Genomic DNA, 22,736 nt, shown 5'->3' with positions numbered 1-22,736 from the left:
GTGCAGTGAAGTTTCTGCCTCTCGGCAATGAACCTGTGCCGCTGAACTCCGATCCCTGGCTGGCCCCGTTCCGGGAGAAACTCCGGGAGCGGAGCCGCCGGGCCGTCGCGACCGTGAAGCGGCTGACCGGCGGGAAGTCCACGCTGGCGGAGTTCGCCTCCGGCCACGAGTATTTCGGGCTGCATTTCCGCGACGGTGAATGGGTGTTCCGCGAATGGGCGCCCAACGCCGTGCGCATTACGCTGTTCGGCGATTTTTCGGATTGGCGCAAGCTGCCGGAGTATCGGCTGAACCGGCTGGAGCACGGCGTCTGGGAGTTGCGGCTTCCGGCGGAAACGGTGCGGCACGGGATGCACTATTTGCTGTTCATGGAGTGGCCGGGCGGTTCGGGCGACCGGATTCCCGCCTATGCGCGCTGTGTGGATCAGGACAAGGAGACGGGGCTTTTTGCTGCGACCGTCTGGCGGCCGGAGCAGCCGTATGTGTTCCGGCACGCTTCACCGCCCACGCCTGCCGCGCCGTTGATCTACGAATCCCACGTCGGCATGGCGCAGGAGGAGCCGAAGGTCGGCTCCTTCGACGAATACCGCGAAAAAATCCTGCCGAAGATCGCCGCGAGCGGCTACAACACCATCCAACTGATGGCGGTGATGGGACACCCCTACTACGGCAGCTTCGGCTACCACGTTGCGAATTTCTTCGCGATCGCGAGCCGTTTCGGCACGCCGGATCAGTTCAAGGCGCTGGTGGACGCCGCCCACGGCTGCGGCCTCCGGGTAATCATCGACCTGGTGCACTCCCACGCGGTGAAGAACGAGGTCGAGGGGCTGGCGAAGTTCGACGGCACCCGCTACGCCTATTTCCACGAGGGGAGCCGGGGCGAGCATTCCGGCTGGGATTCGCTGTGCTTCAACTACGCGAAGCCGGAGGTGCTGCACTTCCTGCTCTCCAACTGCCGCTTCTATCTGGACGAATACCGGGTCGACGGCTTTCGCTTCGACGGTGTGACCAGCATGATGTATCTGCATCACGGATTGGGAAAGACGTTCACCGGCTATGACGACTATTTCGGCGGCGACGTCGACGAGGACGCGCTGACCTATCTGGCGCTGGCCAACCGGGTGATCCATGAGGTGCGCCCCGACGCGCTGACCGTGGCCGAGGACGTCAGCGGCATGCCGGGGCTGGCCGCGCCCGCTTCCGGCGGCGGCATCGGCTTTGACTGCCGCATGGCGATGGGGGTCACGGATATGTGGTTCAAGCTCTTCGACCTGCCGGACCAGGATTGGAACATGTTCTATTTGTTCCACGAGCTGACCAACCGCCGCCGTGACGAGCGCTCGATCAGCTACGTCGAATCCCACGACCAGGCGATCGTCGGCGGCAAGACCGCGATCTTCCGGCTTGCAGACGCGGCGATGTACGATGCGATGCACGCCGGTTCGCAGAATCTGGCGGTCGACCGGGCAATCGCGCTGCACAAGATGATCCGGCTGGCGACCGCAGCAGCGGCCGGGCACGGCTATCTGAACTTCATGGGCAACGAATTCGGCCACCCGGAGTGGATCGATTTCCCGCGCGAGGGCAACGGCTGGTCGCTGCAGCACGCCCGGCGGCAGTGGTCGCTGGCGGACGAACCCGGCCTGCGGTATCATTTCCTGCGGGACTTCGACCGCGCGATGCTGGAGGTGCTGAACCGCAACCCGGAATTTTTCCGGCGCCGGGTGCAGACGGTCCGGATCGACGACTGCGGCAAAGTGCTGATTTTCGAGCGGGACGACTGTTATTTCTGCTTCAATTTCCACCCGGAAAACTCCTACTTCGACTACGGCTTTGAGGTGCTTCCCGGGGAATTTGAGACGGTATTGGACTCCGACGCGCCGGAATTCGGCGGCTTCTCCCGCCGCGCGCCGGAACAGCGTTACTGGTCGCGGCAGGGGCAGAGCGGCGCTTTCATCACGCTCTATCTGCCGAGCCGCACCGCGCTGGTCCTGAAAAGAATTTAGTTTTTTGTACCGGAAGGCTTGCTTTGCAAGGCAGCTGCCGGTATACTATTTACCATTCCGGTTATCGCAAAAGAGAAGGAGATGTTACGATGAAACGGATTTTGCTGTTTACCGCGTTGATGGGATTCGCCTGCATGCCGCTGATGGCGGCCGGCCCGATGAGCATTCTGGGCAAGGTGCAGCGCAAAGGGCAGGAACAGGCGGTCGCGAACAACCTGAAACAGCTCGCGACCATGCTGATCATGTATGCGGGGGATCATAATAACCGTCTTCCGGCGGCGGCGGGAGCTGCCGGGCTGGCCGAACTGCGGCCATACGGCGCCAGCGACAAGCTGCTGATCGTCCCATACGATTACGTCAGCAAAGCCGCCAACGGCGACAAGCTGACCGAAGCCAACACCAGCTACGCCTATCTGGGCAATGCGGTGGGTGAATTGAATAAGATCCGCAAGCCTTCCGTGATTCCGCTCATCATCGAAAAGACCTCTCTCAAGGAAGGCGGTGATGTGCAGATTGCGTTCTGCGACGGACATGTGGCATTGAAAAAGTTCGGTCCCACCACGGTGGCCGGAGTCGTCAAAACTCTGATGAAGGAATCCGGCAGCGAGAAAGACCCTGTCTGGCAGAAGCTGATTGAGGCCGCCGCCGCCCTCGACGCGAAAAAGTAACCGCCGGCCGTTCCCCGTTTCCGGTAAGCGGGGCGGCGCGGTCAGACGCGTTCGATCATCCCGGCGGGTGTGCGGCGGACCGGGATGTCGCAGCTTTTCAGGTCGACCGTTTCGGAGAGTTCAAACACCGCGGAATTCTCCTCCGGCATCGATGCGGCGACCTGCAGGGCCGCCCGCCGGTTCCGGGAACAGGCGAGCAGCGTGCCGCCGGAGGCCGGAAAATCGCAGCCGGAGATCAGCACCGAAGTCCGCTTGCCGTCAGGCTCCCCCTCGCGCGATTCGGAGAGCCGGACCGCTCTGGCGGGCAGCCGGGAGTTCAGGATGCGGATATTGCCGCACGGCGTGTTGCTCTCCAGCAGCCACTCCACTCCGGCCTCCACGGAGATGTTTTCCAAAGTGATGTTTTCGACCGCCGGGGCCTTCACGCCGGGGTAGACGCTGCGGGCGTACTGGTTGAATTCGAGCAGCATGCAGAAAGCCAGCTCCCGCCGCTTCCGCAGGAAGATATCCCGGAAATGCACATTGCGGATGGAGGCGTCGCGCCTCCCGTCCTGTTGCACGAAGCGCCACGGAATCCCGTCGGCTGCGACGATCCCGTCCTCATGCTCCGGCGGGTTCAGCGAGGTATACTCGGTGAAATCCGGTTCGCCCTTCACCGAATACAGCCGCCCGCCGTGCGCGACCAGATCGGAGTTGCGAACCTTCATTCCGGCGAACCACTCCCGCCACGCCCCGGAGAGCAGCCGGCAGAAGAAGCCGGTGGTCGCCGGCTGGTCGAGGTCATAGCAATCCTCGATCACGCCGTCCTCGATCCAGCCGAACTGCGGATTGGAGTTGGAATAATCGTAGGCATTCAGCGCAATCGGGTCGTCGTAGGTGCGGAACACGCCGTGACGGATCGCGAACCTGCGGCCCGGCCCGAGGTGGACGCCATCCTTGAACCCCTCGATATGCAGGTTTTCCAGCAGGATATTTTCAAACGTGCAGACCTGAATGCAGAATCCCCGCTTCTCCAGATCGAGGCATTCAAAATCCCGGATCACCAGATCCTTCACGTAAAAAAACGAAATATGCGAACACAAACCGGGAATTTCCGCCGTATAATGCACATCGTTGCCGTTGCAGATCACCTTCAGGCCGGAGATCCGGATCCCGTGGTCATAGCTCCGGCGGAGGGCGCCCTTGTTCAGCAGCAGATGGCAGAAGGAACCCGCCCGGCGGAAATAGACGCCCGCGCCGCACTCCAGCGCAGTATCGCTGCCGATCAACACGGTCCCGTCAAGATCGTAGACGCCGGGCGTGGTCACGCGCACGGTCCCGGTCCGGTCGAGCGCCTCCTGTAAGGCCCGTACGTTTTTTCCCGGGGCGGCGCCGGGGAGGAAACCGAATTCGGCGGCATTTTCCTGGTGCATGACGATCTCTTTCCGTAATGAATAAATCAAAGTTGCCGGCTCCTTTCCGTGGGCCGGTCCGTCACACTTTTATTATATCATGATGTTTGCCGTTTTGCAAACCGCATTACGGCCGGAACGGCATCCCCCACTGCTGCAGAAAGAGCCGGGAGGGGTCGTACTTCTGTTTGGGTTTTTCCGTCCCGGCGGGATGGCCGACCGAAATCAGGCTGAACGGCACGATCCCTTCCGGCAGCTTCAGGATGGAGCTGATTGAGGCGGAACGGTCTTTATAGGGATAGACGCCCAGCCACACCGCTCCGAGTCCGGTCCCTTCGGCGGCCAGCAGGATGTTTTCGGTGGCGGCGGAACAGTCCTGCACCCACATCTCACGGGATTCGCCGGAACGGAACGCGCTTTCGACTCCGCAGACCGCAATGGCGGCGGGAGCCTTCTTCAGCATCTTTCCATACGGCATCGCATCGGCGAGCGCGTCGAGTTTGGCGCGGTCGGTCACGATCACGAAGGCCCACGGCCGGGCGTTCCCGGCGGTGGGGGCGGCGAATCCGGCCCGCACCAGTTCGCGCAGTTCGGGCAAACCGACCGGCTCACCGGTGTAGGAGCGTACACTTTTACGCTGGTGAATCACCGTCAGCACGTCCGGCAGGCCGGATGTTTCCGCCGGGGAGGCAGCGGCCTCCGGCACGGTTTCCGGTTTCGGGGCGGTAACGGTCACAACCGGTTGCGGCCGGAACAGCGCCGCTGCCAGAAGCAGCAGCAGGATCAGGATCACAATGCGTTCATAGCTCATAAGGTTCCTCCGTATCTTCACTTGGTTTTATGGAAAAAGTCGAGCAGCGCCCCGCAGCCGCAGAACCAGCGGCACCACAACCGCGGCACAAATACCGAAGCCAGCAGAAATCCCGCCGCCATGCCGAAAATCCACCACGCCGTTCCGGGCAGGAAAGCGGAAAAGGGTTCGACGATCGGAATCGCGACTCCGCAGATCGCGGCCAGCACCGTTGCCCCGAGGATCAGGCGGCGCAGGTAAGGACCGCCGCGGAAGGTGGCCGGATAGGTCTTGACTCCAAGTTTTTTGCCGAACCGGGCCGCCAGCTCCTGCGCTCCGCCGTACGGGCAGACGCTGCCGCAGTAGAAATTCCGCCCTTTCCAGATGGAGAGCAATACGGAAATCAGAAAGACGAGTGACGCGACGGAGAATTTCCAGTGCGGCGTCACCCGGAGCCAGCCGTTGAACTGCGACAAGGACAAATAGCAGTGGGTCAGCACTCCGAATACCGCCACGTTGCAGAATAGCAGGATGACCCGCGTCCGGCCGGAAGCCGGAAAAAAGAAGAACACCAGATTCACCGCCAGCATCAGCAGCGCGGTTACGTCGAACCAGTTGAACTGGAACCGGGAAGCCGGAACGGCGCGGGGGAGGGCGGCGGCTTTTTCCAGCCGCGCCCGGATCGTTTCCTGCGCGGCGCGGCTGGAGAAGGTCGCGCCGGTCACCGCGTCGATCGGCAGCCGGGCAGCTTCCGCCGGGGTTTTGCCGAGGTATTTGCGGAAAACGCCGGAGTCAAGCACCCGCTTCCAGTAATCGGCGTCCTCGGCATTGGGCGGGAAATCGACGGCCCGGATTGTTCCGGAATCCGGGGCGAGGGTGATTTTCACCGGCACCGGCCCGCCGAAGCCGACGATATGGCCGTACTCCGGCCCGGTGGTCAGCACATCGGCCTCGGCGGCCGGTTCGGAAACCGGCTGCGCGCTTTCCCGGTAATGGCGCGCGAGACAGAATATCAGAATAACGGCGGCGGCGAACAGCAGATTGCCGCTCCGCCGCACCCGCAAAGGCTGCTGCATCAGAGTTCTCCTGTAGTGATTTTCCTCCTTCCTACTGTAATTCCAAAACCGTTTTTTGCAAATTAGCCTGATCGAATAATTTTGTTTTTCACTTTTTCCTGCGGCATCCGACCCGGGAACCGGCACCATGGCTGCCGTATGCGACGGCAGTATTTTGCCGGTCCGGGGGATCAGGCGTGGATCAGCGTGCCGCGGAAAGAGCGGTAGCCGTCGAGGCTGAATTCCGGCGTCGGAACGGCCCACGGGAAGTCGGCGGCGTTGAGCATCCGGTTTTCCGCATAGGCGCGGCGGATGGCGTCGTCGATACCCGGAATCACCCGGCGCTCGACGCCGTTGGCGTCGGCGACGACCCGGAAGGAGTCCGCCGGAACCGTCGCGATGGTCGCGGAGTCGAACATCGCATTGGTGACGCGGGTGTGGTTCATCGCGATTTCGGCGGTGCAGATGAAGGCGTCCGGATCGGCGAGCCTCTTTTCAAGCTGGTTGAAGATATTGATCCGCATCTGTTCCCAGCCGGTCATCGGATACTCTTCGGTCTCCCCGGAGTTCAGAATGATGCGCATGTTTTTCTCATCGTACTCGATGCGGCCGAGGTCGCCTTCGATCGCGGATACCGGATTGACGTTGGCTTCGCTGCAGTGGGTGACGTAGAAGAGCAGCTCCTTGCCGTCCGCCGTGGCGATCTTCAAACTGGCGGTGTCGAAACTTTCGATCGGGTTGGCCCGGAAAAGCCCTGCCTGAATGCTCCGGGCTTCGGCGGTGCCGGTAAAGCTGTCGCCCGCATAGAAGATCAGCAGATTCAGGAAGTGGGCGAAGGCGTTGGTGACCGGACTGTCCAGAATCGGCGCGCCGCTGACCGTCAGCTTGCCCGCCCAGTTGTTGCGGTGATAGTAGGAGTCGTCGCGCGGCCAGAGGCCGTAGGATTTCAGCACCCGGATTTTACCGAGCCGCCCGGAGAGCACGCACTCTTTGATCCGGCGGGTTTCCGGCTGGTACATGGTCTGGTAGCCGACCGCGACGAATCTGCCGGTGCGCTTTGAGGCTTCGACCATTTTTTCGGCGTCGGCGAAAGTCGGGGCGACCGGCTTTTCCACATAGACGTTGGCGCCGGCTTCCAGGGCGGCGACGGTCATCGGCATGTGCAGCGCAATGCCGGTCGGGATGAAGCAGACATCGATTTTCCCGGCGAAATCCCGCAGCATGTCGCGGTAGTCGGTGTAGATGCGGCAGCCGACGGAACGGAGAAAGTCGCACTTTTTCGCCTCCTCTTCCTGATTGATCACCGTGGCGGCGACGATGTTGACGCGGCCTGCGGCATGTTCGCGGACGAGGTCCCGGTAGTGCACGTCTCCGAATCCGGAGACGCCGATGATGGCGGCATTGAACATAGTGTAAATCTCCTTACTCTGCGTTGCCGGAATTTCCGGCCTGGGGTGATGATAAATGTGTGATATCGGATTGTCCAACCGTTTCGGCCGGAGAAGCGGCCTGCTGCGGATCGAGCCAGCGCCGGAAAAACTCCGCGGCGAGCGGGGCGCAGTCCAGCCCGCCGAAAGTGCCGTCCTCCACCATGACTGCGGCGGCATAGGTGCGGCCGCGCCACGCGGTGAAGCAGATGAACCAGGTCGTCAGCTTGCGGCCGGCTCCGGAGCCGACTTCGGCGGAACCGGTTTTGCCGTAGATTTCGAGGCCGTCCACGGCGGCCTTGCGTCCTCCTCCGTGAGAAGTGTTGACCACTTCGAACATGCCCCGGCGGACGATGGCCAGGGATTCGGGGTTGGTATCGAGCCGGCTGACCTGTTCGGGGGAGCGTTCATGCACCGTATTGCCGAAAGAATCCACGATCCGAGCCACAAGGTGCGGCTTCCAGATGCGGCCGTCTTTGGCGAGGGCGGCAGTGTACACCGCCGCCTGCAGCGGAGAAACCGTGACAATCCCCTGGCCGATCGACAAAAGAGCGGTGTCGAAGGCGGTCCATGGCGTGCGGTGAATGCGCCGATTGTTGGCTTCGGAGGGAAAGGTGCCGCGATTTTCCGACAGTTCCACGCCGGTGGGACGGCCGATCCCGGCGCTTTCGAGTTCGTCCGCGATCGGCTGCCGGCCGGTTTTGAGGGCGTGTTCGATCATATAATCGTTGCAGGAGCGGGCCAGCGCCCCGACCATATCCACCGGTCCGTGTCCGCCGCTGCGCCATGACGCGCACTTGATCTGCGCATTGCCGATCGGAGTGCTGCCGTCGCAGAAGGTGACTGCGTTCGGAGAAACGCCTGCATTCAGGAAGGCCAGCGCGACCAGCGGTTTCAGGATGGAGCCGGGCGTGTAGTTGCCGCTGAACGCGCGGTTGACCAGCGGCCTGTCGGGCGATGAGGTCAACTGCCGGTAATAATCGGCCCGGATGACCGGGGAGAACAAAGTCAGGTCATAGGAGGGGGTGGAGGCGGCGGCGAGCACATCCCCGTTGTCGGCGTCGAGAAGCACGAATGCGCCGCGCCGCCCGGCGAGTACCGATTCGGCGATCTCCTGTGCTTTCGAATCCAGCGTCAGGATCACATTGTTGCCGTGGCGCGGTTCGATTTTATCGATCAGGGTCTGGCGGATGAAGCCGAGGTGATCCACCTGAACCAGCGAATAACCGGGCAGGCCGCGCAGGCCGAGCGGCGCTTCCGGCGACCCTTCCGGCGCTTCCTTGCCGGTTCCGGGCAGGCGGTCGAAGGCCGCTTCGATCCCGGCGCGTCCGACCAGGTCGGGGACGTAGTAGAAAAAGTCGCTGCGGTCCGGGGCCTGCCGGGGGCTTTCAAAGCGGGTGTAGCCGACCAGGTGGGCGGCGAGTTTTCCTTCGGGATAGATCCTAGTTTCATCCGCTTCGATATCGACGCCCCGGTAGGAGCGCGACACCTCCAGCGCCCGTGCGGTTTCCCGGGGCGTGAGCCGGGTGAAGACCGTCAGCGGCAGGCCGGGCCGGGTGTTGAGGTGCCGGTTGATGGAGTCGGCGGAGAGCGGATTTTCGCGTCCGATCGCCCTGCCGAGCGCGTCGGCGGCTTCCATCATGTAATCGATCGATTTCTGGCGGCGGTTGAACCGCATCTCCTCCGGGTAGAAGACCAGATTGCAGGAGGCGCTGTTGCCGGCGAGGAGTTTGTAGTCCGAAGTGTAGATTTTGCCGCGCCGGGCCGGAATCCGGATCCGGCGGATCGACTGGCGCGAAATCTTTTCCCGGTGTTCCTCGCCGGACTGGATTTGCACGGCGAACAGCCGCCCGGCCAGAATCAGGAAACCGGCCAGAAAAACGAGGCCGACCAGAAGAATCCGCAGCTTTTCTTCCGGCAGAAATTCCGTGATCGGATTGGGCCGCCGATTGACGCGGGGAGGGGATTTTTTCATCTTACTCTCCCTCCTTCCTGCGGTTGGGGTTGACCAGCCGTTCCCGGACGCGGCGGGGGCGGCTGCCCAACGGATTGCGATTCAGCCGGGAACGGGTTTCCTTCAGAAACTCGGGAAGCCCGAGCGTGCGTGCGGCGGAATCCAGCACAAATACGGTCAGCGGCAGCAACAGCAGGCCGATCGAACCGAACCAGACCGCCTGCCAGAGCAGCAGCCAAGACGGCGGCTGCCCCCCGGGCATCCGGAGCGCGGCGGCACCGAGGGCGGCGGTCGCTCCGATGGCCATGCCGGGCAGGGCGGCTTCCAGCAGCGTCTCCATCTGGTTGCGGCGCAAGCTCCAGCCGGCGGCGAGGGCGGCGAGCAGTATGAGCGGGGTCAGCAGCAAAGTGCGCCCGTAGATCAGGTCCAGCACGGTTCCGGCGACGATCGCCGCCGCGACTCCCGCCGCTGCCGAAATTGAACAAGTGAAGTAGAAAACCGCATAAGCGGTCAGCGGCAGATAGATCCCGACGTTGCCGGCCAGCAGTTCGGCCAGCATTGCCAATGCGGTCACGGTGATCAGAAAGGCCGCTTTCATCGGCCACCTCCCGCCCCGGCGGGAGGCCTGACCCGCTCCGCAATCAGCAGGAAACGGATGCTGTTCAGCTGTGCGGCGGGCTTCAGCAGTCCGGAGAGATGGAGCGCGTTAGAGTAGCGCGGATTGACCTCCTCGACTGCGGAGAGTTCACCGATTTTGAGGCCCTGCGGGATGCCGGACTCATAGCCGGTGGTGAAAAGCGCCTCCTGCAGCGTATAGGCGAGATGGCTTGGAAGATAGCCGATCGGCACATGGTCGGAGGTCGGCTGGCGCTCGCCCGCATTGACGATTCCGGTGATTCCGGTCGTACCCAGCGCGGCGGAAAGACGGAGGCCGGGGCTGAAGAGCGTGCGCACTTCACTGGTCCGGGCTCCGACATTTTCCAGGATGCCGACCAGAATCGGCCTCCCGTCCGGCGTGACGCTGATGACCGCGGAACCTTTGGTGAGGCCGTCGCGGCTGCCGCGGTCGATGGTGAAGTGTTCGTTCCAGAGAACCGGATCGCGCAGAATCACTTCCGCCGCGACATAGCGCCAGGCGGCGGGAGGATCGAGCTTGAGCAGCCGGCGGAGCTGGAGGTTTTCCTCCTCGAACTCCTTGGCGGCGGCGGCTTCGGCGGAAAGGCGGCGGTTGACCGCCATCAGTTTTTCCACCTGCGCCGCCAGTTCCGGGCGGCTGTAGGCCAGCAGGCTGCGGTTGGAGACCTGGTCGCCCGCAAACCGGGCGACCGCCAGATAGGGATAAAAGAAATCACCGAAGAACCTGCCTGCACCCGGACGCAGTGTGCGGTAACCGGCGTAGGCGATCAGAAGCGCCACTCCGGCTGCCGCCGTCATAAAAAGACGCCGATTCAGACTGCTGCGATTGAGTGCCATGGTTTCTGGATTTCAGTTCTCCCCGGGGTCAGCAGCCGAGTTTGCGCCGGACGGCGGCGAGTTCCTTCTCCGCATCGGTGAGCAGCTCAGTGAGCAGTTCACCGATGGAGAGAACCTTGTCGACGAGGCCGACCGACTGCCCGGCCATCAGCGAACCCATCTCGATATCGCCGTCGACGGCGGCGCGGCGGAGGGCGCCGATCCAGAATTTTTCGACCTCCTCCTGCGCTTCCTGACGGTGGATGTTGCCGGCTTCCAGCTCTTTGAGCAGCCGCAGCTGCAGCGCGCCGAATTCCGCCGTGCCGCGGTTGCGCAACGCACGCACCGCCACCACCGGCAGCTTGGAATCGTACTGCGGAGTGGAAATCGCGTCGCGCGCATTGGCGCGGATGAACGCCTCCTTGAATTTCGGATGCACGTTGGATTCCTCGGTCATCACGAAACGGGTTCCGAGCTGGACGCCCGCCGCACCCATCAGCAGCATGTGGGCCATCATTTTGCCGGTGCCGATGCCGCCCGCGACGAAGATCGGAATCTGGTCGCAGAACTTGTAGAGCACCTGCTGGACCAGCACGGTGGTCGCGACATGCCCGATATGGCCGCCCGCTTCGCTGCCTTCGAGGATGATCGCGTCGGCGCCGAAGCGGATCATCCGTTCGGCGATCGACTCGGTGGAAGCAAAGCACATCACCTTGGCGCCGGTCGCCTTGGCCGCTTCGATCTCTTTCTCTTTCGGGAAGCTGCCCGCGAACACGATGAAGGGCGCTTTGACGTCCTTCATCATTTCGAGGTGGGCGTGGTAGCTCGGGGCGATCGTGATCAGGTTGACCGCGAAGTTGTTTTTCGTGCGCTGTTTGACCTCTTCGATCTGGCTGCGGAGGATATCGGTCGGGGCGTTGCCGCCCGCGAGGCAGGCGAAAGCTCCGGCGTTGGCGACGGCGGAGACCAGTTTAGGCTCCGAAACCCAGGTCATGGCGCCGCAGATGATCGGATATTCGACTCCGAGAAATTCGCTGCCGCGTTTCAGGAGCGGCTTCAGCATCGAGATGTTTTCCATACGTTTCCCTGTATTGTTCCTTTGTTTCCCGGCGAACCTGTTCCCTTTCCCTGTCGGAAGATTCGCCAAGTCGTTAATATAGCATTGTCTGCGGTGGTTTGCCAGTCCCGGACCGGCAAATCTACTCCTGCAGATAGAGCGCTTCGGTCCGTTCCAGGAACTTCCGCGCCCGTTCGATCAGGAAATCGTCGGGACGGGAGGCTTCGCGGATGCGGCTTTCGTAAAAGCGGAACGGCGACTCCGCACTGCGTTCAAACTCTTCCAGATATCGTTCGATTCCGGCGCGGCGCTCCACCGATTCGCGCAGCATCCGCAACGCGTGCCGGAACTCCTCGGCGGGAGCCGGATCGTGCGGTTCCACCCGGGTGATCGGCAGTGCCAGCAGCTTGAGGTCGAGATCGCGCAGCAGCCGGCTGAAGTCGAGGCCGTTGCCTTCGACGATGCTGCGGAGCCGAAGCGACTCGTCGCGGAGCAGCTGGTAGGCGTCGGGGCGCTGTATCACCAGCTCGGGCAGTTCTGCATAGTCGACCCGGAGCCGCTTGCCGGTCGGTTCGCCGTTGGCGTCAAGTTCCGGCAGATCGGCCTGCAGGATTTCATTGAGCTGTTTCTGAGTGAGTTCCGCCGGGCGGGGAGAAAATTCATGCCAGGCGAGCCGTTCGGCGGAGTATTCCAAATAGCGTTGGATTTTCGCGTCGGCGCCGAGTTCTTTCCACCCCTCCGTCTCCAGCTTGCCGGGCAGCGGGGAGCGTTCGGCGGCGGAGAGCCACAGACGGCCCAGCGTCGAGCGGAACACATGTTCCGGCTCCGCGGTTCCGGCGGCCGTCAGCACCAGGTAGTCCAGAAAAGCATTGTCGACCGGCGTGCTCGACGTGGAGGCCGAATCGACCAGCACCCGGCAGAGTTCGCGATACCAGACCAGCCCGGATTCGGAGAGTTCGGCCGGATTCATCTGCATCGTCTGCTGAAAATCAGGAAATTTACCGCAGGCGAGCAGCGCCCGGAGCAGCGGCAGCTGGCGGTTGCGGCGCAGGAAACGCTCCGCGGTGCGGCTCCCTTCGATGCGCGCATCGATGCCCGCGACAACCCACGCGGGGAAGCGTTCCGGCCAGGCGGCCAGCGAACGGTTGTTGAGTTTGGCCGCCAGCAGCCAGCCGAGAATGCGGCCGCGCATGGAGAACGACCTTTGCCACTCCGGGGTGCGGTCGTTGAATTCGATCGTCCAGATGTTTTTGGCGCTTTTGAGGAGGACTTCGCCCTCCGGGACTTTATCGCTGAAGGCGATCCGGCACAGGATCGGGCTGCGCCGGTTGCCGACCCGCAGCAGGGCGCAGAGCTGGCGGTCCAGCATCTTAAGCTCCTCGACGGTGTCGTTGGCGTCGCTGCCGACCCGGTCGGGAATGAGTTCCACCTGGTCCGCGGTGAAAATACTGCTTGCGGCGGCAAGGGAAAACCCGGCCGCCAGCAGCGCTGACGCGAGACTCTTTTTCAGGATACCGGAAATATTCATCGGTTTTCGGGTTGTTTTTTTCTGTTTTGCGATGTAGTTTAAAACAGAATATAATACGGAAAACCGACAAAGACAAATCATGAGCAAAAATAATCCGAAAACCGAATTATACCCGGCCGCGATGACCGTCGCCGGCAGCGATTCCGGCGGCGGCGCGGGGATTGAGGCGGACCTGCGCACCTTCAACGCCTATGGCGTCTACGGCTGCGCGGCGCTGACCGCCGTGACCAGCCAGAATCCCGCGGAAGTCCGGCGGATCGACGCGATTCCCGCCGAAGGGGTCCGCTGCCAGATCGAGACCGTGCTGGACCGGATTCCGGTGCGGGCGGTAAAGAGCGGCATGCTGTTCAACGCGGCGATCGTCGAGGCGGTCGCGGAGGTGGTGAAGCAGCGCAGGCTGATGCTGGTCTGCGACCCGGTGATGGTCTCCACTTCGGGGGCGGCGCTGCTGGAAAAGGAGGCGGTTGCGAAGGTGCGCGAGCTGCTGCTGCCGGTGGCGGCGTGGATCACTCCGAATCTGCCGGAGGCCGAGCTGCTGCTGGGGCGCGAGCTGAAAACCGCCGACCAGTTCGCCGACGCCGCGAAGGAGTGTTTCGACCGCTGGGGAGCGGCGGTTTTGCTGAAAACCGGCCACGCCCTCTCCGGGAAATTCGTGACCGACTTCGTGTGCCGCGAGGGGAAAATTTACACTCTGAGCGCGCCGAGGGTTCCGGAAAACGGGGCCTCTCACGGAACCGGCTGCACGCTCTCTTCCGCGCTGGCCGCCGGGTTCGCGCTGGAGATGCCGTGGAAGCAGGCGGTGTGCGAAGCCAAGGCTTTCGTGACCGGTTCGCTGCGTGAAAGCGTGCCGATCGCGCCCGATCTTAACGCGATGTACCCGCCGGTTGAGGACCATATCAACACGGTGCGGCTGGAGAAGCGTTGACGAGTGATGAAGCGATTCCGGATTTTTCTCACATGGGTTTTATTGGTTCTGGCCGCGGGGGCGGAACTGGCCGCCGCTGCTCCTAGCATCCGTACCGCCTGGGCATACGGGCGGGCGTATTCCAATTTGTACGACATGACCCGGCAGTTCGGGTTGCAGTTGCGCGTGGGCAAGGGGCGTTACGACGTGACCGGGAACGGCAGCCGCATGGTGCTTTACCCGGACAAGCGTTATATGTTCCTGAACGGCGTGCGGGTCAACCAGTGCTTTTCTCCGGTCATGAAGGGCGGCGCGACTTATGTGAGCCGGACCGACTACACCAAGACCTTCACGCCGCTGCTCGGATCGAAAAGAGCTTATAAGCATCCGGTCGGCACGATTTTCCTCGATTGCGGGCATGGCGGCAAAGACCAGGGGGCGGCGGGGAAGTTTTCACAGGAGAAAAACATCACGCTCCGGCTGGGGCGGCGGTTGGCCGCGATCCTGCGCAGCTGCGGGTACAAGGTGGTGATGAGCCGCAATTCCGATGTGTTCCTGTCGCTGGAGCGGCGGGCGGCGCTTCAGGCGTCGACCAGATCGGACCTGTTTATTTCGCTGCACGTGAATTCAGCCGGGGATCGCTCGGTTTCCGGGATCGAGACTTACTGCATGACTCCGGCAGGAGCACCGTCCAGCAACAGCACCAAGGCGGATGCGCGCACCTATAACGGCAACCGGTATGATTCCAATAACATCATCCTCGCGTGGAACCTGCAGCGTTCGATGCTTTCCCGGACCAAAGCGGCGGACCGCGGGGTGAAGCGGGCGCGCTTTCAGGTGCTGCGCGATATCCGCTGCCCCGGAGCACTGGTCGAAATCGGTTTCATCTCGAACGCCGCCGAAGAGCGCAACCTCGGCAGCGCCGCCTACATCGAAAAGCTCGCCCGCGGCCTCGCCGAGGGCATCCTGAACTACCACCGTTCGCTGTCGAAATAATGCCGGGTAATGCTGGGTATGCATCTCAGGCCGGCAGATAATCGGTTGATTCAGACCGTCATTGATCAGCTTTGAAGTTTCGGTGGCAGGAAGAATCCGCGCAATTCTCCGGGAACTGCCGGAGAATTATGAATAAATAATCGCTCCCGCTGTTGTCATCCATGTTGATTTGTGGTATAATGTATTGCAAAGATCATACCATTGGCAGTTGGGGTGGAAAGATGAAAATCGCGGAGTTGGCCGTCGTGGCCGTGCTCAGTGTGCTGGCAGGTTGTACCGGAGGGCCGGCAGGGAGCCGTGAGAATTGGAGAAGGTCATCTCCATATCTGCCGAATCCTGACCTGAAAAAATTGTCGGGGATCAGCGTTCTGCCGGAGAAGCCGACCGATCGGCAGATCAGTGAATATCTGGCGGAAATTGAAGAGGCAAGCCGGGGGCAGCGTGTATTCGGTTCCCAAGACCCGCAGGTTGACTTATTGCGCCGGATCCCGAAATCGTGCAGTTGTTGAAAAACGGCGGGGCGAACGGGGCGGAACGGGTGCCGGAGGCGGTGGGGCAGATCGGCCGCACACCAGAGGAACGGGCCGAACTGACGGCGGTTTTTCTGGAAAGCCCGATGACCGGAAAGATGTTTCCCGCCATGGAAGGTTTTCCGGAGGGCGACGCGAAGGAGATCATCTGGAAAGCGTGCGACAACCATCGGGATGAGATGTCCTTTTCCCGTGCGGTTTTCGAGTTCCATGCGGCGCGTTACGGACGGGTCGATTCTTTGATTTATCTGTTGAAGGAGGAAGAAAAGTATCATTGTATGCTGGATTTTGTCGGCGGGGAGTTTGCGCGCGAAGAACTGACGCGGCTGCTGCACATGCCGTTCGATTCGGCGGCGATGCTGGAATATGTGATGGCAAACCGGGCCGGACTGAGGTTCGATGCCGTTGAAAGGCGCTATGTATTGAAACGGGAGGAGGGAAAATGAGGTATGGGGTGATGTTGGCGGCCGGAAGCCTGTTGCTGGCCGGATGTTCCAGCGTGGAACCGGAACCGTCACCGGAGCTGAAACGGCTTTCGGAGGAGATTGCAACCTTGAAGCAGAGCCTGCAAAAGATGGACGGGAAGTTGGATAAGCTTCTGGTGAAGCCGAAAGCGCGTTCCGACGGGTTTGTCGAGCGGGTGGCCGATCCGGAAGTGCTGGCGAAGATCAAACCGTTGCCGGATAAACCGACCGATGCCGAGATACGGGCATATGTGGGGGCGATTCTGGAGGCGACAAAAGATCAGAATTCGTTCAAGCCGGAGGATCCGCAGGTGGCGATGCTCGAAAAAATCGGTCCGGGGCATCTGAAGATTCTGCTGCCTTACCTGTCGCAGCGGAGCTATTATCATTTCGGTTACGCATTGCCGAAGTTGATCCTGCCTTCCGACAAGCAGTTGATCATTGAGAACCTGGATGCCGGCGACGGCGCGTTGGCCAAGCTGGTGGTCGAAAACGGCTGGGTCGCCGAGGCGAGGCCGAAAATCATTGAACTGTTCAAGAAGGGCAGGGGGGATATTTTCTGGCGGGAGAAGATGGAGACCGTCATTGCTCAGATCGCCCGCACGCCGGAAGAACGCGAGGAGGTGGTGGATCTTTTTATCACCTATCCGAATACCAGCGAAATGTACCGTTCCATCCGGCATTTTCCGGACATCGACCAGGCTGATATCACCAGACAGGCGTGGGAGAGTCATCAGTTTGATCAGGTGCATTCCCGGAGCCGGTATGCCTTGTATGCCGCGGAGCAGGGGAATATCGAAGCTCTGACGGCTTTGCTCAGTTTGTTGACCTCACGGGAGAGAGAGTTGGGATATATGCGCGAACAGATGGCCGCTCCGCTTTCCGTATTGCTGGGGCGGGCTTACAATCCGGCTGAAATGTTGAACTATGTGACTGCAAACAAGGAGAAGCTGGCGTTTGACCGGGAAAAGATGAAATACGTACTGAAAGAGAAGCAATAACGGACCGGTCCTGATGGCCGCGGCGAAAATCCGCGGCTTTTTTGTTGTATTTGCGGTATGTTTTTGAATGATGTTGTATTTTGTTTGGTACGAAATTCGGTACGAAATTTATGATTTTTTCTGCTTTATCCGCAAATTGCGCTTTTATGATTTGGAGTTTGGTGAAATCCGGTCCATAATAAAAGCGAAATCAATACAGGATTCAGGAGATGCCCGAATGAAATATCACAGCAAAAGCAGCCGGGTCGCGGAAGTGGTGCTGGCCGATTTGGCCGGCGGACGTTTTCGCGGCGAAACCTTTCTGCCGTCGGAACAGCGGCTGGCCGAATATTACTCCTCCAGCCGCCACACGATCCGGCGGATCATCGGCAACCTGGTGGACGACGGCGTACTGACCCGGTGCGGAAACCAGCGGCTTCAGGTAAACCCGGAGAAACTGCGCGAGGTTGAGGCGGAACACTCTGCGCCGGAACAGATCACTCTGGCATTCGCCTACGCGGCTTACCCGGATGCGATGATTTCGAGTGTGACCACCGGACTGAAGCAATACGTTGCCGAACACGACATGAAGCTGCAATTGCTGACCAGCCCGACCGGGCACGGGCCGATGCTGCGGACTCTGGAACATGCCGCCGCACTCGGGATTCAGGGGATTTTCGTGCTCCCTTACTTTATGGAGGAGTATGTGGATGTGATCAACAAACTGATGGATTCCGGCGTGGCGGTGGCGACGCTGAGCGAATTGCCCGGCGTACAGTGCAGCAGCGTCTGCGGCGACGATTACAGCGGCGCTTTCGTCGCGGTCAGCCGCCTGATCGAAAAGTACAATCGCCCGGTCTATTTTTTCGGCCCGCGCGGCGAAACTTCCAGCTCGGTCGACCGTTACAATGCGTATTGCCGGGCGATGACCGAGGCGGGGTTCGATGAGGAGGTCGCAGCCTACACGGTCGATTTCGAGGCCTACGGCAGCAACCCGGAGTCGTGGCCGATGGAGAGCAAGCTGGAGCGGCCGGCGGATATGGCGCGGGCGTTCCTGAAGCAGGTGGAAACTCCGGTCAGTTTGTTCTGCATGAACGATTACATGGCGCAGGGGGTCTACCGGGCGGCGGCGCGGTTGAAGCTCGAAATCGGCAAAGATGTGGTGCTGATCGGCTTCGGCGACCTGCCGATGGCGCAGCGCCTTGAACCGCCGCTGACCACGATCCGGAGCGCCCGTGAACAGATCGGCTACCAGGCCGCGAAGCTGCTGCACGGGCTGGTGAAAGGCGAGTTGAATACTGCCGTCCACCTGCGACTGCCGATGGAATTGATCGAACGTGCATCCTGCTGATGGGCATGAAACCGTAACATTGAAAGGATTGGGGTATGAAAAAATTTACTTTAATTGAGCTGCTCGTAGTGATCGCAATTATTGCGATTCTCGCCTCGATGCTGCTGCCGGCGCTGAATAAGGCGCGGGAAAAAGCGAAGATGATCCAGTGCGTGAACAACCTGAAATCGTGGGGAAACGTGCTGACGATGTATGCGGGGGATTTCAGCGACTATTTTCCGAACAACGGCCTGCCCGCCGATGTCTGGAAGGAGGCCAAAGGCTACGAATACATCTGGAGCCGCCAGAATGCCGCGCCGTTCCTGCGGATCACCAAACCTTACTTCATCACGCGCGGCATCATTTACTGCCCGCTGGAAACGGGGCTGCTGAGCCGGGGCGGCTGGGATTGGGAGCATCTGGATTCGGCGGATATGCGGCAGGCGAACGGGATCGGCTACGCCTATTTCGGCTCTTTCGGCCCGCCGAAGAAGTACAAGCCGCGCAAGGCGGGGAAGACTCCGGTCACCGGCCTGATGAGCGACCACATGGTCTACAAGGGCGGCTGGCGCTGGCTTCACAACGGATTGAAGTTCGACAACGCGGCCTGTTCGCTGAATGTGCTGTTCGCGGACGGCCGGGTCCAGACCGGCAATTTTCCCGCCAACTTCAATGTTTATGAATTCGGCAGGCGCACTTCCGTGACCGATTCGACCAGAATCAATATCGATTGACATACAGGAGACAAACGATGAAACATATTCTGCTGCTTACCGCCGCGCTGGCGTCGCTGCCGCTGATGGCCGGGGACGCGCTCGACGCATACCGCAAAGAGGTGAAGCCGTTTCTGGAGGAGAAGAAGCTCGACGCCTACGGCAAGATGCGCCATTTGCTGATCAACCGCTTTCAGTCGCAACTTGAGGGCAGTTTCTATAACAACGTGCCGGAACTGCGGGAACCGGCGCGCCGGGAGGTCGAGGAGATGGCCGCGGCGGAGACCCGGCGGCTTCAGGCGATCGCCGCCGGAAAAGCGTCCGCTGTGCCGGTTCCGGTGCGGAAAAAGGGGGAATATCCGCGCATCGACGGCGCGAAACTGGTGCAGAACGTGGTCTGGCCGGATGGAAAGACCGAGGAGAGGCCGGTCTATCTGTTCGGTTTCGGCGCGTTCCGGGGGATGTGGAGCGACCTCGACTTCCTGGGGGAACTCGGCATCAACTACATACAGGCCGAGGTCGGGCCGAGCCACGTCTACCCGGAGGAGAACCGTTACGACGACCGCCGGGAGCGGGAATTCCGCACTCTGACGGGCAAGGCGGAAAAGTACGGCATCCTGATGGATCTGCTGATTTCGCCGCACTACCTGCCCCAATGGTTTTTCGATAAGAATCCCGATGCGAAGGTCCATCTCGGCGGCTTCCTGCGCGTGGGGCTGAACCGCCCCGCCACGCAGGAGCTGATGCGGAAGTGTTACGGGAAGTTTCTGCCATTGCTGGCTTCGCAGCCGGCGCTCTGGTCGGTCAGCGTGACCAACGAACCGGTGGCGTTCCTGTGGCACAAGGATGTCGATACGCCCCGGCTGTGGCAGGAGTACCTGACGGAGAAATACCGCACCATCGACGGCCTGAACCGGAAGTGGGGCACGGAGTACGCAGATTTCAAGGCGGTCAAGCCGGTGCTCGCGCCGCCCCGGGTGCCGTTCGCATTCGATCCGCGGCTCTACGACTGGACCGATTTCAACGCCGCCCGGCTGGCCGGCTGGATCGGGAGCCTCGGCAAAATGACACGGGAGTACCTGCCCGGCAAGCCGCAGGGGACCAAGATGATCCAGCGCAACTTCAAGCAGTATGACCTGATACAGGGCGTCGATGTGTACTACTTCACCCGCAATGGTGAACTGAACGGCTTCGACGGCGGCACCCGGCCGGGGGCGGACTCCTTCCTGCACCAGATGGTGGCGCGTTCGCTGCTGCTCGGCGCCCGCAAGGCTCCGCTGATCAATTCGGAACACCACCTGCTGCGCGACCGCAACGTCGATCCGGTTCCGGCGGGATTCGTGCGGGCTGCGTTCTTCACCGACGCGCTGACCGGGCTGAACGGTTCGGTCGCGTGGAACTGGGATTGGGACGGGAGCAACCGCAATTCGCTTTTCATCGGCCTTTTCCGCTATCGTCCCCGCGCCACTGAGGAGTACGTGCGCACCGGGCTGGACCTGATGCGCCTCGCTCCCGACGTCGCCGCGATTTCCGGGGTGGAGCCGGAGGTCGGCATTCTGTACTCCCGCGCCAATCTGCTCTGGAATCAGGAGTCGATCGAAACCTTGAACCGGACCTTCGCGGCGGTTTCCGCAGCCGGCCTTCAGCCGGTGGTGATTCCCGATCAGGTGCTGGCGTCGGGCGAACTGGCGGAACGGTTCCCGGAGTTGAAAGTCCTGATCCTGCCGGATGTGCGCTATCTGCCGGATGAGGCGTATGCCGGGTTGGAGGTCTTTATGCAGCAGGGATTTCACGATAACCGCGGCGTGCTGGCGGTCGGCGGTCTCCCGGAGCTGACACCCTACGGAAAGAAGCGCGACACCGCGATTTTCGACGACACCGCCGTATCGGTCGAACGGTTGGCGATTGCCGACGCTGAAGCGGGCAAAGTGGCGCGGCAGTTGGAGAAGTTCGCGGTGAAACCGGCGGTCACTCTCACTGCCGCCGACGGCAAGCCGGCGCTGAACGTGTTCTTCCGCAGTGCGGTGCGGGACGGGCGCCGGATCGTCGCCGCCGTGAACCTCTCCGACGAACCGACGGCGGAGCTTCAGTGGCGGGATGCCTCCGGCAAGCCCGGTGCGATGACCGATGCCGCGTCGCTGACGCCGGAAGGAGTGAAAACAAATTTCCGTCTTGCCCCGTGGCAGGTGGTGCTGGGCGAATTGAACTAACCGGCGATGAATGGAGAATCCGGCGCCCCCCGCACCAGGCGGCTGCGGCGCCGGGATTCCAGCGGATTGGCCGAAAACAAACTCTGTTGTCTCCAACTTCATGTCAGTTGAAAGGATTGAAAAATGAGAATTTCCCCGCATGAAAACTCCTGCCGTCCGGCTTGTTTTGCCCGGTACGCCCGATCGTTCACCCTTATTGAGCTGCTCGTGAACATAACTTGTAAAATATACAATCAGGCCACGGATGCCGCTCTGCGTAAAAGAGAGGGGTTCGGGGGAGAGAAAGCGGCGGTTCGCGCCGCGTCTCTCCCCGTACCAAATTTCCCCGACATCTCTCTTATTTTCGGCAAGCTCTCACGCCTTTGCCAATGCTCTGCAAGCGGCAAGTCGGAGCAAAAACGTGAAGTTGTTTTTCCGCAGAAAAGCGGGAAGACAACTTCACGTTATTGCGGATCTTCTTTCCCCGCCGTCCGACCGCTGCTCCGCCTGTCGACCGTCCTGTACCCGGCACCGGCACCTTGCCGGACGCAGGGGGCGCGGGGGGCGGCGGACACGCCCCCCGCATACCGCCATGTAAGGCAGTTCACTCTTATTGAACTGCTCGTAGTGATAGCCATTATCGCGATTCTGGCGGCGATGCTGCTGCCGGCGCTGAACAAGGCCAGAAGCAAGGCGCAGGAGATCAACTGCGTCGGAAACCAGAAGCAGATTTCCACCGGGCTTCAGCTTTATGTGAATGATTTTAACGACAGGCTGCCGGGCCATTTCAATTCGGTGACCGGCGGCGATGCGTCGGGCGGGGAACCGCGTTCGCTGTCGGAAGGGGGATTGGCCTATCCCAATATCGGCTTCGGGCTGCTGACTGCCGGGGGATACCTGGGCGGAAAAGGGCCGTTCGACTACACCAAACGCGTCCGGGATACGATCATCGACCGCCCGAAAATCCTGCGCTGCCCTGCTTCGCCGACCGGCGGCTGGACGGACAACCCCAATTTTTCGGATTACGTTTACATCCGCGACTCCTCCGATCTCGGCTGTCAGGGCGTGCCGAGCTTCAACAAGCCTTTCAGCCGCCTGAAAGGGGAGGTGCTCTCCTACTGCGTGACGGGCGAGACGATTCTGCGGGCCGGAATCGACATGGGCCGTTTTCCGATGCCTCCTGCCCACAGCGGCGGCATCACGGTGGTGCGGGCCAACGGTTCCTGCGGCCGGGCCGGGCTGAATGTCTACCGGAGCGGCAATAACTTGCAGGAAAAACTTGAATTGCTCGATGAAATGTGA

General features: G+C 61.3%; 20 protein-coding genes. 11 read left to right on the top strand and 9 right to left on the bottom strand.

The features are described 5' to 3' along the window. Positions 1-5 precede the first annotated feature (5 nt). The gene (locus C8D82_RS12585; protein WP_206212508.1) at positions 6-2,006 is read left to right on the top strand and encodes an alpha amylase C-terminal domain-containing protein; all 2,001 of its coding nucleotides are present in this window, start codon (positions 6-8) and stop codon (positions 2,004-2,006) included. 89 nt (positions 2,007-2,095) lie between these two features. Then, positions 2,096-2,674 (top strand): hypothetical protein, encoded by a 579-nt coding sequence (locus C8D82_RS12580; RefSeq protein ID WP_116884643.1) that lies wholly within the window; start codon positions 2,096-2,098, stop codon positions 2,672-2,674. A 41-nt stretch (positions 2,675-2,715) separates the two neighbouring features. Here C8D82_RS12580 and C8D82_RS12575 read toward each other — a convergent pair whose 3' ends face one another. From C8D82_RS12575 to C8D82_RS12535, 9 genes are all read right to left on the bottom strand, one after another. Continuing rightward, positions 2,716-4,086, bottom strand: coding sequence for a hypothetical protein (locus C8D82_RS12575; RefSeq protein WP_116884642.1), 1,371 nt, complete (start codon positions 4,084-4,086; stop codon positions 2,716-2,718). 106 nt (positions 4,087-4,192) lie between these two features. Further along, the gene (locus C8D82_RS12570) at positions 4,193-4,876 is read right to left on the bottom strand and encodes a nitroreductase family protein (RefSeq protein ID WP_116884641.1); all 684 of its coding nucleotides are present in this window, start codon (positions 4,874-4,876) and stop codon (positions 4,193-4,195) included. Between the two features lie 17 nt (positions 4,877-4,893). Next, a complete protein-coding gene (locus C8D82_RS12565) occupies positions 4,894-5,931 on the bottom strand; it encodes a 4Fe-4S binding protein (RefSeq protein ID WP_165833055.1) in 1,038 nt (345 codons plus the stop codon). Positions 5,932-6,101: 170 nt separating this feature from the next. Then, positions 6,102-7,319, bottom strand: a complete 1,218-nt coding sequence (locus C8D82_RS12560; RefSeq protein ID WP_165833054.1) for a Gfo/Idh/MocA family protein — start codon at positions 7,317-7,319, stop codon at positions 6,102-6,104. A gap of 13 nt (positions 7,320-7,332) precedes the next feature. Then, a complete protein-coding gene (locus tag C8D82_RS12555) occupies positions 7,333-9,312 on the bottom strand; it encodes a penicillin-binding transpeptidase domain-containing protein (protein ID WP_116884638.1) in 1,980 nt (659 codons plus the stop codon). Position 9,313: 1 nt separating this feature from the next. Beyond that, positions 9,314-9,889, bottom strand: coding sequence for a hypothetical protein (locus C8D82_RS12550; RefSeq protein ID WP_116884637.1), 576 nt, complete (start codon positions 9,887-9,889; stop codon positions 9,314-9,316). Continuing rightward, positions 9,886-10,764 (bottom strand): rod shape-determining protein MreC, encoded by an 879-nt coding sequence (gene mreC / locus C8D82_RS12545; protein WP_116884636.1) that lies wholly within the window; start codon positions 10,762-10,764, stop codon positions 9,886-9,888. The genes C8D82_RS12550 and mreC overlap by 4 nt, the downstream gene beginning before the upstream one ends. A 28-nt stretch (positions 10,765-10,792) precedes the next feature. Then, the gene (locus C8D82_RS12540; RefSeq protein WP_187144165.1) at positions 10,793-11,821 is read right to left on the bottom strand and encodes an NAD(P)H-dependent flavin oxidoreductase; all 1,029 of its coding nucleotides are present in this window, start codon (positions 11,819-11,821) and stop codon (positions 10,793-10,795) included. A 121-nt stretch (positions 11,822-11,942) separates the two neighbouring features. Continuing rightward, positions 11,943-13,328 carry a hypothetical protein gene (locus C8D82_RS12535; protein ID WP_116884635.1) on the bottom strand — a complete coding sequence of 462 codons (1,386 nt, stop codon included), beginning with the start codon at positions 13,326-13,328 and terminating at the stop codon, positions 11,943-11,945. A 79-nt stretch (positions 13,329-13,407) separates the two neighbouring features. Here C8D82_RS12535 and thiD point away from each other — a divergent pair, with 79 nt between their 5' ends. From thiD to C8D82_RS12495, 9 genes are all read left to right on the top strand, one after another. Continuing rightward, complete coding sequence (gene thiD, locus C8D82_RS12530) at positions 13,408-14,253, top strand: bifunctional hydroxymethylpyrimidine kinase/phosphomethylpyrimidine kinase (protein WP_116884634.1); 846 nt, start codon at positions 13,408-13,410, stop codon at positions 14,251-14,253. 6 nt (positions 14,254-14,259) lie between these two features. Continuing rightward, a complete protein-coding gene (locus C8D82_RS12525; RefSeq protein WP_116884633.1) occupies positions 14,260-15,228 on the top strand; it encodes an N-acetylmuramoyl-L-alanine amidase family protein in 969 nt (322 codons plus the stop codon). Between the two features lie 221 nt (positions 15,229-15,449). Next, complete coding sequence (locus C8D82_RS20735; protein ID WP_133245190.1) at positions 15,450-15,737, top strand: hypothetical protein; 288 nt, start codon at positions 15,450-15,452, stop codon at positions 15,735-15,737. Continuing rightward, positions 15,725-16,204 carry a hypothetical protein gene (locus C8D82_RS12520; protein ID WP_116884632.1) on the top strand — a complete coding sequence of 160 codons (480 nt, stop codon included), beginning with the start codon at positions 15,725-15,727 and terminating at the stop codon, positions 16,202-16,204. The genes C8D82_RS20735 and C8D82_RS12520 overlap by 13 nt, the downstream gene beginning before the upstream one ends. Continuing rightward, positions 16,201-17,223, top strand: coding sequence for a hypothetical protein (locus C8D82_RS12515; protein WP_133245189.1), 1,023 nt, complete (start codon positions 16,201-16,203; stop codon positions 17,221-17,223). Before C8D82_RS12520 ends, C8D82_RS12515 begins: the two co-directional genes overlap by 4 nt. 217 nt (positions 17,224-17,440) lie before the next feature. Beyond that, positions 17,441-18,553: a substrate-binding domain-containing protein gene (locus tag C8D82_RS12510; RefSeq protein ID WP_165833053.1), complete on the top strand. Its 1,113-nt coding sequence runs from the start codon at positions 17,441-17,443 to the stop codon at positions 18,551-18,553. Between the two features lie 35 nt (positions 18,554-18,588). Continuing rightward, positions 18,589-19,266: a type II secretion system protein gene (locus C8D82_RS12505; protein ID WP_116884629.1), complete on the top strand. Its 678-nt coding sequence runs from the start codon at positions 18,589-18,591 to the stop codon at positions 19,264-19,266. A gap of 17 nt (positions 19,267-19,283) precedes the next feature. Further along, on the top strand, positions 19,284-21,455 hold the full coding sequence (locus C8D82_RS12500) for a beta-galactosidase (RefSeq protein ID WP_116884628.1): 2,172 nt from the start codon (positions 19,284-19,286) through the stop codon (positions 21,453-21,455). Between the two features lie 123 nt (positions 21,456-21,578). Next, complete coding sequence (locus C8D82_RS12495) at positions 21,579-22,736, top strand: prepilin-type N-terminal cleavage/methylation domain-containing protein (RefSeq protein WP_116884627.1); 1,158 nt, start codon at positions 21,579-21,581, stop codon at positions 22,734-22,736.

The organism is Victivallis vadensis, from assembly GCF_003096415.1.
Lineage (GTDB): Bacteria > Verrucomicrobiota > Lentisphaeria > Victivallales > Victivallaceae > Victivallis > Victivallis vadensis.
This window is presented reverse-complemented; position numbering and strand designations above follow the sequence as displayed.

Excerpts from the sequence above, each read along its gene's own strand:
- C8D82_RS12570 (WP_116884641.1), bottom strand. The coding sequence starts at position 4,876 with ATGAGCTATGAACGCATTGTGATCCTGATCCTGCTGCTGCTTCTGGCA.
- C8D82_RS20735 (WP_133245190.1), top strand. The coding sequence starts at position 15,450 with ATGAAAATCGCGGAGTTGGCCGTCGTGGCCGTGCTCAGTGTGCTGGCA.
- C8D82_RS12580 (WP_116884643.1), top strand. The coding sequence starts at position 2,096 with ATGAAACGGATTTTGCTGTTTACCGCGTTGATGGGATTCGCCTGCATG.
- C8D82_RS12510 (WP_165833053.1), top strand. The coding sequence starts at position 17,441 with ATGAAATATCACAGCAAAAGCAGCCGGGTCGCGGAAGTGGTGCTGGCC.
- C8D82_RS12565 (WP_165833055.1), bottom strand. The coding sequence starts at position 5,931 with ATGCAGCAGCCTTTGCGGGTGCGGCGGAGCGGCAATCTGCTGTTCGCC.
- C8D82_RS12560 (WP_165833054.1), bottom strand. The coding sequence starts at position 7,319 with ATGTTCAATGCCGCCATCATCGGCGTCTCCGGATTCGGAGACGTGCAC.
- C8D82_RS12495 (WP_116884627.1), top strand. The coding sequence starts at position 21,579 with ATGAGAATTTCCCCGCATGAAAACTCCTGCCGTCCGGCTTGTTTTGCC.
- C8D82_RS12535 (WP_116884635.1), bottom strand. The coding sequence starts at position 13,328 with ATGAATATTTCCGGTATCCTGAAAAAGAGTCTCGCGTCAGCGCTGCTG.
- thiD (WP_116884634.1), top strand. The coding sequence starts at position 13,408 with ATGAGCAAAAATAATCCGAAAACCGAATTATACCCGGCCGCGATGACC.
- C8D82_RS12540 (WP_187144165.1), bottom strand. The coding sequence starts at position 11,821 with ATGGAAAACATCTCGATGCTGAAGCCGCTCCTGAAACGCGGCAGCGAA.
- C8D82_RS12500 (WP_116884628.1), top strand. The coding sequence starts at position 19,284 with ATGAAACATATTCTGCTGCTTACCGCCGCGCTGGCGTCGCTGCCGCTG.
- C8D82_RS12575 (WP_116884642.1), bottom strand. The coding sequence starts at position 4,086 with ATGCACCAGGAAAATGCCGCCGAATTCGGTTTCCTCCCCGGCGCCGCC.
- C8D82_RS12550 (WP_116884637.1), bottom strand. The coding sequence starts at position 9,889 with ATGAAAGCGGCCTTTCTGATCACCGTGACCGCATTGGCAATGCTGGCC.
- mreC (WP_116884636.1), bottom strand. The coding sequence starts at position 10,764 with ATGGCACTCAATCGCAGCAGTCTGAATCGGCGTCTTTTTATGACGGCG.
- C8D82_RS12515 (WP_133245189.1), top strand. The coding sequence starts at position 16,201 with ATGAGGTATGGGGTGATGTTGGCGGCCGGAAGCCTGTTGCTGGCCGGA.
- C8D82_RS12555 (WP_116884638.1), bottom strand. The coding sequence starts at position 9,312 with ATGAAAAAATCCCCTCCCCGCGTCAATCGGCGGCCCAATCCGATCACG.
- C8D82_RS12525 (WP_116884633.1), top strand. The coding sequence starts at position 14,260 with ATGAAGCGATTCCGGATTTTTCTCACATGGGTTTTATTGGTTCTGGCC.
- C8D82_RS12505 (WP_116884629.1), top strand. The coding sequence starts at position 18,589 with ATGAAAAAATTTACTTTAATTGAGCTGCTCGTAGTGATCGCAATTATT.